The 15,939-nt window shown below is 33.8% G+C and carries 16 protein-coding genes and 1 tRNA gene; 3 read left to right on the top strand and 14 right to left on the bottom strand.

Features of this window, described 5'->3' with window-relative positions; all coding sequences use genetic code 11:
- Positions 1-63: 63 nt before the first annotated feature.
- The gene (locus tag AC6EIY_RS04925; protein ID WP_498507928.1) at positions 64-1,215 is read right to left on the bottom strand and encodes an AGE family epimerase/isomerase; all 1,152 of its coding nucleotides are present in this window, start codon (positions 1,213-1,215) and stop codon (positions 64-66) included.
- A 116-nt stretch (positions 1,216-1,331) separates the two neighbouring features.
- Between AC6EIY_RS04925 and AC6EIY_RS04920 the strand changes: the two genes are divergently transcribed.
- Positions 1,332-2,327, top strand: coding sequence for a glycosyltransferase family 4 protein (locus tag AC6EIY_RS04920; protein WP_498507927.1), 996 nt, complete (start codon positions 1,332-1,334; stop codon positions 2,325-2,327).
- Between the two features lie 391 nt (positions 2,328-2,718).
- Here AC6EIY_RS04920 and AC6EIY_RS04915 read toward each other — a convergent pair whose 3' ends face one another.
- The 7 genes from AC6EIY_RS04915 to AC6EIY_RS04885 all read right to left on the bottom strand — a co-directional run bounded on the left by AC6EIY_RS04915 (position 2,719) and on the right by AC6EIY_RS04885 (position 7,536).
- Positions 2,719-3,309 (bottom strand): class I SAM-dependent methyltransferase, encoded by a 591-nt coding sequence (locus AC6EIY_RS04915; protein WP_498507926.1) that lies wholly within the window; start codon positions 3,307-3,309, stop codon positions 2,719-2,721.
- Between the two features lie 54 nt (positions 3,310-3,363).
- Positions 3,364-4,404, bottom strand: a complete 1,041-nt coding sequence (locus tag AC6EIY_RS04910) for a hypothetical protein (protein WP_498507925.1) — start codon at positions 4,402-4,404, stop codon at positions 3,364-3,366.
- Positions 4,405-4,970: 566 nt separating this feature from the next.
- Complete coding sequence (locus tag AC6EIY_RS04905) at positions 4,971-5,282, bottom strand: hypothetical protein (RefSeq protein WP_498507923.1); 312 nt, start codon at positions 5,280-5,282, stop codon at positions 4,971-4,973.
- Positions 5,283-5,667: 385 nt separating this feature from the next.
- On the bottom strand, positions 5,668-6,030 hold the full coding sequence (locus AC6EIY_RS04900; protein ID WP_498507922.1) for a hypothetical protein: 363 nt from the start codon (positions 6,028-6,030) through the stop codon (positions 5,668-5,670).
- Positions 6,031-6,092: 62 nt separating this feature from the next.
- On the bottom strand, positions 6,093-6,995 hold the full coding sequence (locus tag AC6EIY_RS04895; protein WP_498507921.1) for a site-specific integrase: 903 nt from the start codon (positions 6,993-6,995) through the stop codon (positions 6,093-6,095).
- A gap of 246 nt (positions 6,996-7,241) precedes the next feature.
- A complete protein-coding gene (locus tag AC6EIY_RS04890) occupies positions 7,242-7,448 on the bottom strand; it encodes a hypothetical protein (protein WP_498507919.1) in 207 nt (68 codons plus the stop codon).
- 14 nt (positions 7,449-7,462) lie between these two features.
- A tRNA-Arg gene (locus AC6EIY_RS04885) sits at positions 7,463-7,536 on the bottom strand.
- Positions 7,537-7,852: 316 nt separating this feature from the next.
- On the opposite strand from AC6EIY_RS04885, the gene AC6EIY_RS04880 reads away from it, so the two are divergent.
- Positions 7,853-8,653 (top strand): hypothetical protein, encoded by an 801-nt coding sequence (locus tag AC6EIY_RS04880; RefSeq protein ID WP_498507917.1) that lies wholly within the window; start codon positions 7,853-7,855, stop codon positions 8,651-8,653.
- 12 nt (positions 8,654-8,665) lie between these two features.
- Here the strand turns inward: AC6EIY_RS04880 and AC6EIY_RS04875 are convergent, their stop codons facing one another.
- Together AC6EIY_RS04875 and rsmI are read right to left on the bottom strand one after the other, a co-directional pair.
- The gene (locus AC6EIY_RS04875) at positions 8,666-8,902 is read right to left on the bottom strand and encodes a hypothetical protein (RefSeq protein WP_498507915.1); all 237 of its coding nucleotides are present in this window, start codon (positions 8,900-8,902) and stop codon (positions 8,666-8,668) included.
- 52 nt (positions 8,903-8,954) lie between these two features.
- Entirely contained in the window at positions 8,955-9,845 is an 891-nt protein-coding gene (rsmI, locus tag AC6EIY_RS04870) for a 16S rRNA (cytidine(1402)-2'-O)-methyltransferase (RefSeq protein ID WP_498507914.1), read from the bottom strand.
- A 1-nt stretch (position 9,846) separates the two neighbouring features.
- Here rsmI and AC6EIY_RS04865 point away from each other — a divergent pair, with 1 nt between their 5' ends.
- On the top strand, positions 9,847-10,761 hold the full coding sequence (locus AC6EIY_RS04865) for a 3'(2'),5'-bisphosphate nucleotidase CysQ family protein (RefSeq protein WP_498507913.1): 915 nt from the start codon (positions 9,847-9,849) through the stop codon (positions 10,759-10,761).
- Positions 10,762-10,764: 3 nt separating this feature from the next.
- On the opposite strand, the gene AC6EIY_RS04860 is transcribed toward AC6EIY_RS04865, so the two are convergent.
- From AC6EIY_RS04860 to serS, 4 genes are all read right to left on the bottom strand, one after another.
- Positions 10,765-12,933: a polyribonucleotide nucleotidyltransferase gene (locus AC6EIY_RS04860; RefSeq protein WP_498507912.1), complete on the bottom strand. Its 2,169-nt coding sequence runs from the start codon at positions 12,931-12,933 to the stop codon at positions 10,765-10,767.
- A gap of 194 nt (positions 12,934-13,127) precedes the next feature.
- On the bottom strand, positions 13,128-13,430 hold the full coding sequence (gene rpsN / locus AC6EIY_RS04855; protein ID WP_269606477.1) for a 30S ribosomal protein S14: 303 nt from the start codon (positions 13,428-13,430) through the stop codon (positions 13,128-13,130).
- A gap of 118 nt (positions 13,431-13,548) precedes the next feature.
- On the bottom strand, positions 13,549-14,631 hold the full coding sequence (gene rseP / locus AC6EIY_RS04850) for an RIP metalloprotease RseP (RefSeq protein ID WP_498507910.1): 1,083 nt from the start codon (positions 14,629-14,631) through the stop codon (positions 13,549-13,551).
- A gap of 19 nt (positions 14,632-14,650) precedes the next feature.
- A complete protein-coding gene (gene serS / locus AC6EIY_RS04845) occupies positions 14,651-15,931 on the bottom strand; it encodes a serine--tRNA ligase (RefSeq protein WP_498507909.1) in 1,281 nt (426 codons plus the stop codon).
- Between the last annotated feature and the right edge of the window lie 8 nt (positions 15,932-15,939).

Genomic DNA, 15,939 nt, shown 5'->3' with positions numbered 1-15,939 from the left:
TAAGACAAATTAAAAGATGTAAAATTCTTATTATTAATTTATATTTTTTTTAATTTTTTAGGTTTATTTATTCATTTCATGATTCATTAATTGAATAATTGCAAGTGTTATGTGATAAAGAGTGCTTGCTCTAGCTTCATTACTAGAAAAAGTATTATCTTCAAGCATAATCTCATGCCACAATCCATTTATTGGAAAATTCAAATATCTCTTTATTGAGATTAAAGCCTTCTCTAGGTTTAGCTGAGATTGCTTCTTATCGAAGTGAATTAATTCTGAGTTATCAGTAATAATCTTCCATGCTTTAATTCTCTCAGTTTGTGGCCATAACTTTGCACTTAGATCCCTTTTTGAAAGATCTATATTGAGGGAATTTATTGCTATATTTCTCGACTTGTCCACTCCATATTCCTCACCAAGCTGAATAAGCTTTAAAGCATATTTCTGAATTAACTTATTTCTTCTGTTTAAACCGTATCTCATTAATAGCCATCCCCATTCAAATTGGTGTCCAGGTTCAACTATTTGATTTTTTCTTTCATTAGTAACATTCCAGTTTTGATCAAAGAATTCTGAAATAAACCCTTTGTCTTTATTTATTAATTTTTTAGATGAGAGAATAACAATTTCATCCGAAAGAATTTTCCATATATTATTCATTTCATAACTTATATCTTCCCATGCTAAAAATGCTTCTAATAAATGCATATGTGTATTTGATCTAAGATATGGGCTAATTTTCCTATCCTCTAAAAAACCAAGTTTATTGTGTTTCCAATTTGTAGTTAGTTTATTTATAAGCTGATTGGCAAGTTTAATTGCTTTCGAAAAATATTTGGATTGCTTCGCCAGTTCAGAAAACGCAAGTAGAGCAAATGAATATGCATAAGTATCATGTGTTTTGTCTATTTCTTTAGTTTTTATATTTATACTAAAATATAATTGACCATTATTAATTAGATTCTTTTCTAAAAAATTTAGTCCATGTTGGACAATGTAATCATAGTTTGTTATTTCTGTTTTATTCTGAAGTAGGCAAAAAGAATAGATTTGTCTTGCAACTAGCATAGATCTTCTTGTGGCTTGGATAGGCTCCCCGCTCTTATCAATAGATTCGAAAAACCCACCATTAATTAAATCCGTACCTTTTTTGCTCCAAAAGGGAATTGAAGTTTCAATTAGCCAGTTCTTCAGAAAATCAATATCTGAATACATTTTATTTATTTTTGTATAAAATTCATGAATTTAGTAATTATGAAATCAAGAATACTGAATGGTGAACTTTGATACCTAGTAACTCTAACAGCCTTTATGTCTATCTACTATTAAAGTTGTCTTTAAAAATATTATCATTACTTTCTTTCTCTCTAGCTTTCCTAGTTACTTGGAGTTTTGTGCCTAGAATTAAAAATATTGCCAATTTGATTGATTTAACAGATAAACCAGATGAAAGAAAGTTACATAGTGTTCCAGTTGTAAGGGTTGGAGGTCTGGCTATATTTATAGGTTTTTTAGTCTCCTTAGTTGGTATTGCAATATGGAATAAAGATTTATTCTTTGATTCTTATCTTTTAGCTCTATTATTTGGAGCTGCTATATATTTTCTTATAGGTTTTTGGGATGATATTTATCAGGTATCTCCATTTATCAGGTTGACACTTCAGATTGCTTACGCAGTTGTTATTTCTAATAAAAACTTACATGTATACACTATTGATATGTCATGGTTGGGAGTTAATATAGATGCCTTCATCCTTCCCTCATTTATCGCTTTTGTGTTCATTGTATTATGGATAGTTGGACTTGCAAATGCAATTAATTGGATAGATGGCTTAGATGGATTAGCTTCAGGTGTTTCTTTTATATCTTTTTTGCTTCTTTTCTATTTTTCACTTGAGCAATCTCTAATCGCTCCAGCAATAATATCAAGTTCTCTTGGGGGTTCATCTTTTGCATTCCTATTCTATAACTTTTATCCTGCGAAAATATATATGGGAGATGGTGGGTCTAATTTTCTAGGTTATAGTTTGGCAGTTACAAGTATTCTTGTTTTTTCGAATAGTTCATCTGTTTACAGTCTTAACACATTAGTACCATTAAAAATTAACCCTATAATACCTATCTTAATTATTTTTATTCCAATTATTGACATGCTATATGTCATATTCTCTAGAGTTATTAAAGGTAAATCACCTTTTTTGCCAGATAGAAGTCACATTCATCATAGATTGCTTGATATTGGTTTGAATCATAAGCAAAGTGTTTTACTTATTTATTTGCTTTCCATCTTATCAGGATTAATATCTTTGTTAATCTATAAAAGCTAAACTTTTTTGATAATAATATATTAATCTTAAGTGTATGTTCGTGTTCTTAATAATAAGATTTAAATCTTGATTTGTTTGTATCAAGTTACTATTTTTTGAATTAAATTGGAGAACATCTTATTAGATATTTCTTTTTCGTAATTATATAAATATTTACGTAATTATAGTATTTCATATGTGCAATGATTTTATTTATAATGATCGAGAAATTTGCTAAAGTTATTATTAAACCTTTTATTCAAGAGCAATATCAATTCAATTATTCTCCTCTTTTTTTATTTATTGAAAACATTTCTCAATCAAAGAAAAAATTATAAATAACAATCTGACCAAATTTAATCTAAAAATTTAATGAGGATTAAGAATATATTGAAGTATAATTATCTAATCATTAATTGAATCTTTTTAAAACTAATTGATTATATTGCAGACCAAATATATAGTAATTCATGTATTCTGCTAGAAATTGGTTTACGGCTTTCCTTATTCCATATGATTGAAAGTCTCCGTAATCATCTAAAATAATAAATCCAGATTTAGTTAATAGTTTTTCTGAATTAATCAAATCATTATATGCCCCTTCAAAAGAATGATCTCCATCAATATATATAATATCAAATGTGCCAGCTGGGAATTTCTTTTGTTGAATAACTTCCTCTAAAGTATTTCTAAATATCTTACAGTTAGAAAAATTTTTAAAACGTTTCTTAACTCGATTATAACGCTGATCTAATTTTTCGATATCATGGTCATGTCTATTTAAATGATAGTGCCTGTAAGGGTCAACAAGGGCTAAGAGTTTAGGTTCCAACTTAACAAATACATCCCAAGACAGGTCCCCCTCGAAAACACCTATCTCCATAATTGATGGTTCATCAAAATTCTGAGATATTATTTGCTTCAAATACTTTGATCGGTTATGAGGGAAATTGAGCTTTATATTTAAAGCAACTAAGGCTCTATTTAGAATATTAAAAGGCATCTACTAATTAAAGCTAGTTAACATCTTTTAATTATAACTGATGGGCTATTTGTATTAAAGATTAAGCTTAGACTTTAATTTACTTACAGAAGCATCTAGTTTTGAAATTGAAGAATACCATTCAAATCTAAATGACCATCTTTGCTGGCTTGGTTTAGAAAAACCGTATCTTCTATGCAATCCATTCGTCAAGGCAAAAACTAAAGTATTGCAAGGCACAACTATAGGTTTTTCTTTATATCTACTCTCATAAGACTCAGGCATTATAAATGGTCCAGATTTTACTTTTGCATAATTCTGATATGCAATCAGCATATTCTTAAGATGGTCAAAATCAATTATATGAGATTTGGGAGAAAAGACAAAAGGAGATTGATCTAAATTTACTTGAAAAGGAAAGTAGAATGCTTTTAGAGCAGGAATCATACGATCAACATGCAAGATAGTATTTGGATCTTTAATATCTGTATCTCCAGACCTTATTAATTCAAGTGAGCATTTTGGGTAATGATCTTTCTCAAAAAGAATATCTGACAGTATATTAACTCTTGATGTTAATTTATCTATTAGTTCAGAAGATATACATTCTAAGTTAAAACTATAGAAAAACGTTTGATTATCATAACTATATTTTGTCCTGTTTTTATCTTTACTAAGCAATTTAATTTCGTTCCGAATATTACTAGCAGTTTGGTTGTCGAGAAAATTATGTCTGTATTCTATTCCTTCGTAGATAAGTGATTGGAAATGATCTATATTTTCAATATCAGTCTTCTTAGTTGCATTGATAGACGAATATTTATTGGAACCCCTAAATGACTTCTTATTGCTCAAGTAATCTTTGTCAAGCTTAATGATTCTTTCAAATAATGGGTAAATACTGTACAAATTATTATATAGAAAATATCTATTCCTGTTACCCAAGCACTTTCCAAATATACTCTTCGGGAATAGAGATGGGTGTGCAAGATCATTTATTTTGTGATAAATCTGATCTTCTATAATTGCTTTTATTGGGTATTTTCTAGGATTATTAATTAGTTTTTTTAACTTATTAAAAAAAGTAAATTTCAAAGGTTTCTTCTTTCTGGACATAATTGTAGCATCTATAGGCATTTTTATTCGGCCATCGTAAAGAGAAGGTAGATGCAAAAAAGAGCAGGTTAAATAGACATTTCAAAGAGAAGGTAGATGCAAAAAAGAGCAGGTTAAATAGACATTTTAAAGATTTCATTGAATTACGATGGTGCGATTCCTTGTCTTTTTCGAAAATCAATTATTATGTTTATTTATAGTAAGCCAATTATATGATACTTTAAGGATATTTAATAAATCCCTATTTTCAATCATACAATAAGTACTATGGAAGTAAAGAATATATTTAAAAAATATTTTATACGATTGCCCTTTGTTATTAAATAGAGAGCGAGACGTTTAATTAACCAGCCTTACTTAATAATAAATGTAATTATAAAGTATATTTTCCTCAATGGTCTTGAAGATTGTAAGTTCTACTTTTTAATACAACAATATGCACTGCTAATTGCATATTTTGTGCTTATCAATTCTATCTAAGGAAGAAAGAAGTTTCATCACAAGTTATTCTTACAAGCCAAGTAGTTGTTTTATCCATTTAATTAGCGAGAAGGAGTAGTAGGCGTTTAATTTGATAATCTTGCCGCATTGCACATAGCTCTTTCTGCATCTAGGCTGGCTTTTCTATAAGCAAACATATCAAGGCTTGGAAAAATCTCTTGTAGTCCTTCAAAATTCATTTCTATTAACCCATTAGCTTTCCTTTCCCTACTACAAGCCGCTTTGTAATCACGCATATCGGCAAACTTTTGTGCATTACTCTGAAGCTTTTGTATCGTTTTCCATTGCTCCCTCGCCAACCGTGCATTGTAACTTTCTGCATTAACAGCTATCGGCAATACAAGAGCAGCGATTAGAGGAAGTAGTAAGCGTTTCATTCAATCCTTAATTGCGTACTGCCACTCAGGGCAAGTGCTGTATCTATTTTCTAGCTGTTTTTGAAGTTTTCGAGAATTAACAGTTAAGACAATTCCATCTGTCGGATAGTTGGAGAATAGTTTTCCTTCTTTCCAAAAGACTCGAAACTGCTCAACATCTGATGTGTAATTCGTGAACTCTGTTTCTGGAATTTCAAAGCCAAGCTTTTCGAGTACTTGAAGGCTTTAGAAGTAGTTAAGTTCTCCATTGAGTATTTGAAATGAGCAGAAAGAAAGTCCTTGTCCGTCAGGAAATCTTTTTCTGAGTAATCCAGCCGCCAGCCTTTGACTATTTGCAGGTGGGAGGCCTCGACCAAAAAGCTCCCCCCTAACGTGAAGAGTTGATCTAGTTAGAAATGCTTTGAGGGATATTTTTAACTGTTCTAATTGCATTGGTAACGTCCTTACCTTTCCTCGAAATCGCTTTTTTAAAAATGCCATTTTCAGAAGAAAGAGCAATAGCACAGCCATCAATTTTGGGTGCATTTATCAATCTTGTGTCGGGTAATAATTTTTCTAGGAACTCATCTTCTCTACCTTTGCCCAGTGAAGGCAAAACTAATTTTTGGTTGAAGTAGTCATCCTCTGGAGCAATACGCCTGAGATTATTTTCTAGCTGATCAAATTCTTGGTCAGTTACCAGAGCAGCTCCTTCCCTGTATTGCTGATCTAAAAATTTAACTTTATTAGCAATTGATTTTAAGTTCATTCTTTGCCCCTCAATTTCTTTTTCCCTATTTTTTTCTCGTAGGTTTTAACTGTTAGTACTAATTAGCTTAGTGGCTTTTCTTTAGGAAAGTTTGTTTCTCTTTTTTGTACGGCTTTGACTTTCTCTAAAGATTTTTCTATGTCGCTCTTGTCGAACCATTGCCCATAGTGAGCATTGTGCGTCTGGAGAGAATGTCCCATGTTTGCCGCACTTGTTCGATCACTTAATCCATAGATTCCTGAAGCTCGGTAGCTGTAACCATGCCTAAGTGAATAAGGCGTTAATACATTTCCTTGGCCTGAGGATCTTGGATTATTTGCTGTTTCTTTTACGAGCGTTCTCCACATTGGATGGTCTTTTAAAAAGTCTCCTATGTAATAACCAGCGTCTTCTTTATCTCGGCAACCAAGAGGCAAACATTTATTTCCCTCTTTTTTTAACTTGGCTAAAAGTTGATTACTTAAACCCTCAAGGCCAACTGGATCTAAACCAACTATGTCTCTAGGCTTAGTTCCCTCAGGTTTTCTTGCAGTCTTTTTCCTGTAAGTGCAATAAAAGGTTTTTCCATTTGCTTGGATATTTCCGACCTCGACTCCACGTAATCCAACACAAGCCATCAAGCCAATAGCATTTTTCATTTCTGGATCATCAATGCTCGCTAGGAGCCTGATCACTTGCTCATCTTTTATTGCGGTTGAATCTTCTTTCTCTTTATTTACTCCAATTAATTTGGTTAGGAATTGTTTTTCTGTTGGCATCCATCTGGTAGGAGCGCCACACTCACTGACTGCAAATCTAAGTAAATCAGCAACATCTTGAACCTGTCTTCTTCGAACTGTTTTGCCTGGTGCTGTTGATATTTTTTTATTATTTTTTCCAATAATTCTTTTGCATTTATCGGCCTTGGAAGCTCTTCCAAAACTTCCAGACATCTGCTCATTCTTAATTGTTGATTTTTCTCCCATGTTCTTTTTGTAACTTCTCCGCTATTAATTTTTGATTCTTTATATTTATCAATAACATTTCTCCAAGCTAAGTCATTACTTTTATTGGTTTTGATTTCTGCTTTATCTATAAGTTTGTAAGCCTCGGCTATTCCTAGATGCTGGCTAACCATCAAACCCTGAAAGCGTTTGCATAAACCTAAAAAAGGAATATGGTTCGATCCTTCCCAAATCAGTTCGGTGGTTAACGCTGTTCTATGTCCATCATCAAAAATTATTTGAACCTGAATCTTCCCTCTTTTGTTCTGACAAGTCCATCCCTTGCCGCATTAACCACGCAGCGCATCTCTTAAAGATTTTTCCCAAGGAAGGGTTTTTCTGGCCAAGACTCAAAAGATGGTCGTAATTTACGCCTTTTACGCCATAGAGAACTGAGTCAAGCATAACGCCTAACTCTAGAAATCCTAGTACCATTAAGGTTTTTGTAACGCTCCCTGCAGGATTCGAACCTGCGGCCCACTGCTTAGAAGGCAGTTGCTCTATCCAGCTGAGCTAAGGGAGCAGAACGATTTTTTTTTATTTGTTCGCGAACCGGAGCGCAAAAAATAACAATAGAACCATATAACATTACATACTCACGTAGATAACTACAACAAGAATTAAGCAGTTGCTGATCTGCTAAATTATTTCTTTTTTCAATAAAAGCTCCCTTAGCCTTCTCAATAGCAAGTTTTTTTGTTTGGAGACGAAAAATTTATTAATTTTTCGAAAGGGTTAAAGGGCGTTTAAAATTATTCAATTTTTGTGAAGTAGTTATAGTATGGGCTTATAAAAATTTGATCACTAGGTTTTATCTTGGACATGTTAAGTTAATCGGCATGATCTTGAAAAGGCTAACAAAGATTCAAAAAAATGAAATTTTAGAAGCTTATCAAGCTGGAGAGAATACTAATACACTTGCAGAAAAATATAGTTGCAGTTCCAATACCATAAATAGAACGGTGAAGACGCTACTTTCAGATCTTGAATACAAATTGCTAAAGAAACAAAGATTAAAGAGCAGTAATAAAAACTTAGAACCGGTTCATGTTGAAAGTTCTGATGGAGAGCATAAAGATTTTGATCAAACAAATTCTTTTATATCTATCCCAGAAAAACTTAATGAGGAAGAAAAACCCATAAATATTGATCATGATTTTAAAAATTCTGATTTTGAGGAGATAGCCTTTCTACCTGTTGAGGATATCTCTCTCTCTGAGACTAAAAATCTTGAAAAATCTGATATAAAAAAATCAAATAAGAATACTGATAATAACTTTGAGGAAATAGTTCCTTTGGTCTCTAGCTTTGATTTCGAAAAGAAACAATTAGATTTTGAGATACTCAATCAAGAAAGCCTCCCTGAGATTGTTTATATGCTCGTAGATAAAAAAGTTGAGCTAGAAATTAAATCCATATCTGATTTGTCTGAGTGGAGTTTTTTGCCAGAGAATGAATTAAAAAGAAATGCAATTTTGTTATTTTTGAACCAACGCGCTGCTAAAAGAAGTTGCTCAAAAAACCAACGAGTAATTAAAATTCCTAATACATCTGTTTTTAAGATCTCTAAACCTTATTTAATTTCCAAGGGAATTACCAGATTAATACTTGAAGACTCGATAATAGCTTTGGATAATTAGTTCCTTTTTATTTTATTTTTTCTCATTAACTTTATTATTAACCATTGATACTGAAGTAATACCTCCAGTGACAACTCCCATGGTGAAAGAAGTTCCTACAAGAAATCCAATTGGAAGAGGAACAGTTTTATTCAATAAAAAATTTAAACTATGTTTCTTACCTAGATTTTGTGATCCAAGACATAGGAATAAAATTAGTAATATTGATGTGCCAATATTTAGAGTTAAAAGTTGCAATCTAAGAAACATATAGAAAATTTTTGATTAGAATAAATATTTAATTAGCTTTGGTCGAAAAAGTTTATTTGTCAAGTTTCTTATGTAATTTGGAATAAAGCCATTTCTTTGTATAACCTGTTTCTTCAGCTACTTTTCTCGCCGCTATATTAGATCTTTCCCCTTGCCTGATTAATGTGTTGAGTTTATTTAATGCTTCCGATTCACTGATTTTAGTTTCTTTATTATTATTATTATTACCTCCCAGAACTATTGTGAATTCACCCCTTGGTCTATTTATAATGAAATATTCAAGTACTTCTTCTATAGTTTCTCCAATTGACTCTTCATGTATTTTTGTAAGTTCTCTAGCTATTTGAATAGGGCGTTTTTTTCCGCATGAAATAGATAAATCTTCTAAAAGTTTTATTAACTGATGAGGTGATTCATAGATTATTGTTGTTCTTTTTTCTTTAGCAATATCTTCTAAAAGTTTTTTTCTAGTACTTTGTTTTTTCGGAAGAAATCCTTCAAAACAAAATCTTTGTGAAGGTAAGCCACTTATTACTAATGCTGTTGTAGCGGCACAGGGACCAGGGATGCAAATCACTTCGTAACTATTTTCTCGTACTGCTTTAACAAGTTCTTCTCCTGGATCATTTATTCCTGGTAAGCCAGCATCACTAATTAAAGCAATACTTCCTTTGTTTTCTAGGATCTCTAATAATTGAGATTGTCTACTTTTTAAATTGTGTTTGTGATAGCTAATTAAAGGTACTTTAGATTCTATTTTCTTCAAAAGTTGCCCACTCCTCCGAGTATCCTCACAGGCAATGAGTGATACGTCTTTGAGAATAGACTTTGCCCTTTCAGATAAATCACCTAAGTTACCTATAGGCGTCCCTACTAAGTAAAGAGTCCCTGGGCAAGGTTCTAATCTTTCTTGTTGAGACTGGTGATCATCAATTAAATTCATTATGTCAAATGACAGTTATTTACCGGAAGGTGTTGAATTAGCTACTTTGTTGGATGAACTTAGAAAGGTTAGCTGGGCTGCCGCTGATGTTTTGAGGGCTTATGCGCGAGGACAAGAACCTCCTTATGGCTTTCCAAAATCTTTAACTGTAGAAGAAGGTGGAGATGGTCCTGTATCAGCAGCTGATATGGCTGTTAATGAATTATTGATCTCTGGTTTGAAGGATAATCTCTTTTATAAAGATTGGGATATTTTAAGTGAAGAAACTTCTAAGGAAAAAACTTTTCAAGGATCTCATTACAAAAAAAATTGGTGTTGGATTATTGATCCACTTGATGGGACAAAAGATTTTCTTCAAGGATCTGAAAACTATGCGGTTCATATTGCTTTGGTGCACAAAAAAAAGCCAAAAATTGGGATAGTTTTGATCCCTGAAAGAAGTGAGCTTTGGATTGGTATTGTTGGAAGTGGCGCTTGGTATGAAAATCGAAATGGTAATAAAAATCAAATTTCTTTTAGTAATAGGGAAAAATTATCTGAATTAATTCTCGTATCAAGTAAAAATCATCAACAATCAAAACTTCAACATCTCCTATCAAGTTTATGTTTTGCTGAGACAAAAAAAATAGGAAGTGTTGGCTGTAAAGTCGCATCAATTTTGCGAGGGGAGGCAGATGTTTATATTTCTCTATCTGGAGAGACTTCTCCAAAGGATTGGGATATGGCAGCTCCACAAGCACTTATTGAGGCAGCTGGTGGAAAGTTCACCCATGCAGATGGAACAAATCTGAACTATCAAAAAACAAACTTTTCTCAGTCAGGTTGTCTAATAGCAAGCCATGGAAAATTACATCAAAAGATTTGCCAAAAAACTATGGAATTTTTTTCTTTAGATAAATCTAAATATATCGTCTAGATTTTAAGTAAGAGGTGCTACGGGTGTAGGAGTAGGTTCAGGGTAATTTCCCATCCCTCCATTTTGCGGGACACCTCTTAAGGTTAAATTAATACGACCTCGATTATCTATTTCTCTAACCCTTACAGTTACTTGATCACCAACTTTTACAACATCTTCAACTTTCTCTACTCTTGCCTCTGATAATTGAGAAATATGTATCATCCCTTCTTTGCCAGGAAGAATTTCTACAAAAGCTCCTATTGGAATAATTCTTGTAATAGAACCAGAGAAAATTTCTCCTTCATGAACTTTTCTCGTTAATCCTTCTATGATTCTCTGAGCTTCTTCTGCCGCAGCTCCATCGTGGGAAGCAATAGTGACTATTCCGCCATCTTCAATATCGATTTTTGTGTTAGTCCTTTCGGTAATACCTTTTATTGTTCTACCACCAGGACCGATAACTGTTCCAATTAGCTCAGGGTCAATTCTAAAACTTAACAGCCTTGGAGCATGAGGAGAAAGATTTTCCTTTGGTGTCTCAATAGCCTCTAACATTTTTCCTAAAATATGAGTCCTAGCAGGTAGTGCTTGATTGATCGCTTCGCCAATTGTCTCAATTGGAAGACCCGTTATCTTCATATCCATTTGTAAGGCTGTAATTCCTTTTTCTGTCCCGGCAACTTTGAAATCCATATCTCCAAGAAAGTCTTCTATTCCTTGAATATCAGTTAATATTCTTACTTCTTTCCCTTCTTTAATTAGACCCATAGCTGCTCCACCTACTGGAGCTTTTAAAGGAACTCCTGCATCCATGAGTGCTAGGGTACTCCCACAGACTGAAGCCATTGAAGTAGATCCGTTTGAACTCAATACTTCGCTTACTACTCTTAGTACGTATGGGAAAGTATCTTTTGCTGGAAGCACAGGAATTAAGGCTCTTTCGGCTAAAGCTCCATGACCAATCTCTCTCCTGCCTGGAGTTCTCATTGGTCTAGTTTCTCCAACTGAGTAAGGTGGAAAATTATAATGATGTATGTAGGTCTTATCAGTATTAGGGTTTAGATCGTCCATTTCTTGTGCATCGCTTGGTGTGCCCAACGTCGCTGTAGAGAGAACTTGTGTTAAACCTCTTTGAAAGAGTGCTGATCCATGAACTCTATTGGGTAATACTGCGGCGTCTGCATCTATTGCTCTTACCTCATTTAATTCTCTACCATCGACCCTCTTCCCTTCCTTAATTATCTGATCTCTCATCAACTTTTTGGTTAATGCTTTATAACTATTATCTAATAGTTTGTTATTTGCTAAAAAGGATTTTTTAACAACATTATCGTCTTTTAGACCTTCTATTTTTGATGAAACATTGATCTTTATTTCTTCAATCTTATTGTCTCTCTCCTCTTTTGTTTGATCGAAGTTTTTTAGAACTTCACTAATTGACTTTGTACAATTTTTGTCTAGATAATTTGATATTGTGTCATCAACTTCGGGCGCTTCAGGAATATTTTGATTGATTCCTGATTCTTTCAAAACTTCCTTTTGAGCATTGATTAATTCAGTTATAGCTTCATAGCCAAAATCAATGGCTTCAATAACATCTTGTTCAGTTAGTTGATTTGCTCCTGCTTCAACCATTACTACACCATCTGGAGTCCCTGCAACTACTAGATCAAGATCACCTCTTTCAATTTCTCTATAACTTGGGTTGAGAACAAAGTCATCTCCTAAGAGGCCAACGCGAACAGCAGCCATGGGTCCCTGGAAAGGAATACCTGCAATCAATGTTGCCATTGAAGCTCCAGTTACAGCTAAAACATCTGCTGGAACTCTTTCATCTAAGGAAAGACATGTCGCAACTATTTGTATGTCGTCTCTCATCCAACCAGGGAAAAGAGGCCTCATTGGACGATCAATAAGTCTTGAAATTAAAGTTGCTCTTTCAGGGGGGCGCCCTTCACGTCGCATAAAACTCCCTGGAATCCTTCCAGCTGCGTATAGCCTTTCTTCGTACTCGCACATCAAAGGTAGGAAATCAATTCCCTCTCGGCCTGTCGATTTTGTCGCTGTTACTAGAACGGAGGTGTCACCACACTCAATCATTACTGAACCACCAGCCTGTGGAGCAAATCTCCCTGTAGTGAGCTTTATCTCTCTACCATCGAAGGAAACGGATTTTGTCTGACCTTGCACGTGCCTTTATAGCTTTTTGTCTTATGACATTCTTACACTTAATGGGACTAATTGAGTAAAAAACTCGATATATTTGTTTCCTAGAGGAAACATTTACCACAATAACTGAAAATATAAAACTAAAAAAAAAGCGGGAGATATAATCATTCCCACTTATTGGTATAAATATTATAAATCTATTTACTATTAGATTTTTACCAGCTTGATTTTACTACTCCTGGTAATTCCCCGTTATGAGCTCTAGATCTAAGTTGATTTCTGCATAAGCCGAAATCCCTATAAACTCCTCTTGGTTTCCCCGTAGCCCAACAACGATTTCTGATTCTATTAGGTGCACAATTTCTAGGCAAAGCTTGAATCTTTCTATGGATTTCTAATCTTTCCATAGGATCTTTTGCTGATTTGAAAGCATCAATCAGAGTTTTACGCTTTGCTGCGTATCTTTCTACAAGTTTTTTGCGCTTCACGTCACGCGCTATCATTGACTTTTTTGCCATTAAGGGGCGTATTCAACTTATTTAACAGACATTTTAACTCCTTGCCTGATTGTTTTTAGTAATTGCAGTAAATTTATTTTCAAAATACTTTTTAGTAATTATCCAAAATTTAATGTTCTTACTTGTGAACAAACTGCTGAACTAAAGATAGCTGCGTAGTATCTCGGATAATCAAAACAACACTTAAGCCTACAAGTAAGACAAATCCAGATTGCATAAAAGCCAATTGAATTTTTTCAGGAACTGGCTTTCCGCGAATACTTTCTAGAATTAGAAGAACTAATTGTCCTCCGTCTAGAAGAGGCAAAGGTAAGGAGTTAAGAACTGCAAGATTAATTGAAACTAAAGCAGAAAAAAGGACAAGACCTGAGCCACCTTGTTCAGAAAGCTGAGCACCAATTTCAACGATTTTGACTGGCCCACTTAACTGCTGAGCAGTTGAGGAGAAATTAGTAATCAAACTTTTGTAGCCAATAACAGTTCGACTAAGTAATTCATAAAATTGTGAATTTGAGCTATTAAATACTTCACCAATATTGTTTGCTTTAGATATTTCATTTGGAAGATTCGGTTGTAATTGTGCTCCTATCCTTCCATTCCCTTCATTTTCTGCTGGGATTATCGAAATTGTCTCGCTTTCTCCATCATTGACTCTCTCAAAAAGTAATTCTTCCCCAGATGATTTTTGAATAATATTTACTAAATCCATAATTCCATCTTTGCCGCTGCCTAATGCTCGACCATTTACGCTCATTATTTGATCTCCAGCCACTAATCCTGAATTAAATGCAGGCTCATCTGGTTGAATTCCCATGATTATCACCCCTGGTTCAGGTTGATTAGGAATTCCTATTAAGCTTGCTTGACCAATTAGTACGATCCAAGCAAGTAATAAATTTGCCACTACACCCGCTGAAATAACAATTGCCCTTTGGTAAATTGGTCTGTTCTTTAATAGGTCTGGGTCATTAGGTTGAACTAATGAATCTGTTTCTTCATCAGGAAATGATACGAATCCTCCTAATGGAAGCGATCTAAGTGAATAGGTGATTCCATTTATTTCCTTTTTCAAAAGAGCTGGTCCAAAACCGATTGAAAAACCACTTACTTTGATTTTTTGAAGTACGGCTGCTAAAAAATGCCCAGACTCGTGAAAAAAAATCAGAAGGCCTAATACAGCTATAGATAAAAGAACGTTCATTAATTGGATTATGATTGAGTTATTCTGGCTGTAATTTGTTCGAACCGAAGTAAGGTATTAAGGCTTTTGGTAAATTGATACTTCCATCAGGTTGTTGACCATTCTCCAAAATCGCAGCCATAGTGCGTCCAATGGCCAATCCACTTCCATTCAAAGTATGCAAAAGTATATTTTTTTTATTGTTATCTTTTGTTCGTATTGAAGAACGTCTAGCTTGAAAGTCTCCACAGTTGCTGCAACTAGATATTTCTCTAAACGTATTGGCACCAGGAAGCCAAACCTCCAAATCATAAGTTTTTGTTGCTGAAAAACCTAAATCTCCTGTACAAAGTTGAATAACTCGATAAGGCAGTTCGAGTTGCTGCAATATAGATTCTGCATCAGATGTGATTTGTTCTAAAGCCTCTTTAGATTTTTCTGGAGAAGTAAACCAATAAAGTTCGACTTTATTGAATTGATGAAGTCTTATTAGACCTCTTGTATCTCTACCATAACTACCAGCTTCTCTTCTGAAACAGGGGCTATAAGCTACGTATTTTAATGGGAGCAAATCTTGAGGGATAATCTCACCACGATGGAGAGATGTTATTGGGACTTCAGCTGTGGGAGTTAGCCATAAATCATCATCAGCACAACGAAAACTTTCTTCTGCAAATTTTGGTAATTGCCCAGATCCAGTTAGGCTAGCCGTGTTAACAAGAGCTGGTGGAAGAACTTCTAAATATCCTTTCTTAACATGTAAATCAAGCATGAAATTTATAAGTGATCTTTCAAGTTTTGCAGCTTGGTTGAAAAGGGTGACAAATCTACTTTTTGCTATTACTGAAGATCTTTCGCTATCCCAAAGCTTTAATCTACTAGCAATTTCCCAATGTTCTTTGAAATTATCTCCTGAAATAGGCTCACCCCATCTTCTGATTTCCTTATTATCTTTTTCGTCTTTCCCTACGAGAGAATCCTTCTCAGGCAAGTTAGGTAAGCAAAGAATTCGTTCATTTAATTGAGTTGAAATTGATTTTTCCTCCTCTTCAATAATCCCAACTTGTTGTTTGATTTTATTGCCTTTAATACGAAGACTTGAAATCTCTTCAGAATCTTGAGAAAGGCCTTGTTTTATTTTTTGTCCAACCTCTTTCCCAATTAAATTTCCCTCAGCTTGAAGTGAATTTCTTTTTTCTTCAAGTTCTTTAAGATCTTTGCATGATTTTTGAAGTACCCCTAAATCAATATCCATTCCTCTTGATTTAAGTCCGTCTGCAATTAAATCTGGATTTTTTCGTAGTAGTTTATGGTCTATCACTACATAAA

The organism is Prochlorococcus sp. MIT2304, from assembly GCF_059772405.1.
This window is presented reverse-complemented; position numbering and strand designations above follow the sequence as displayed.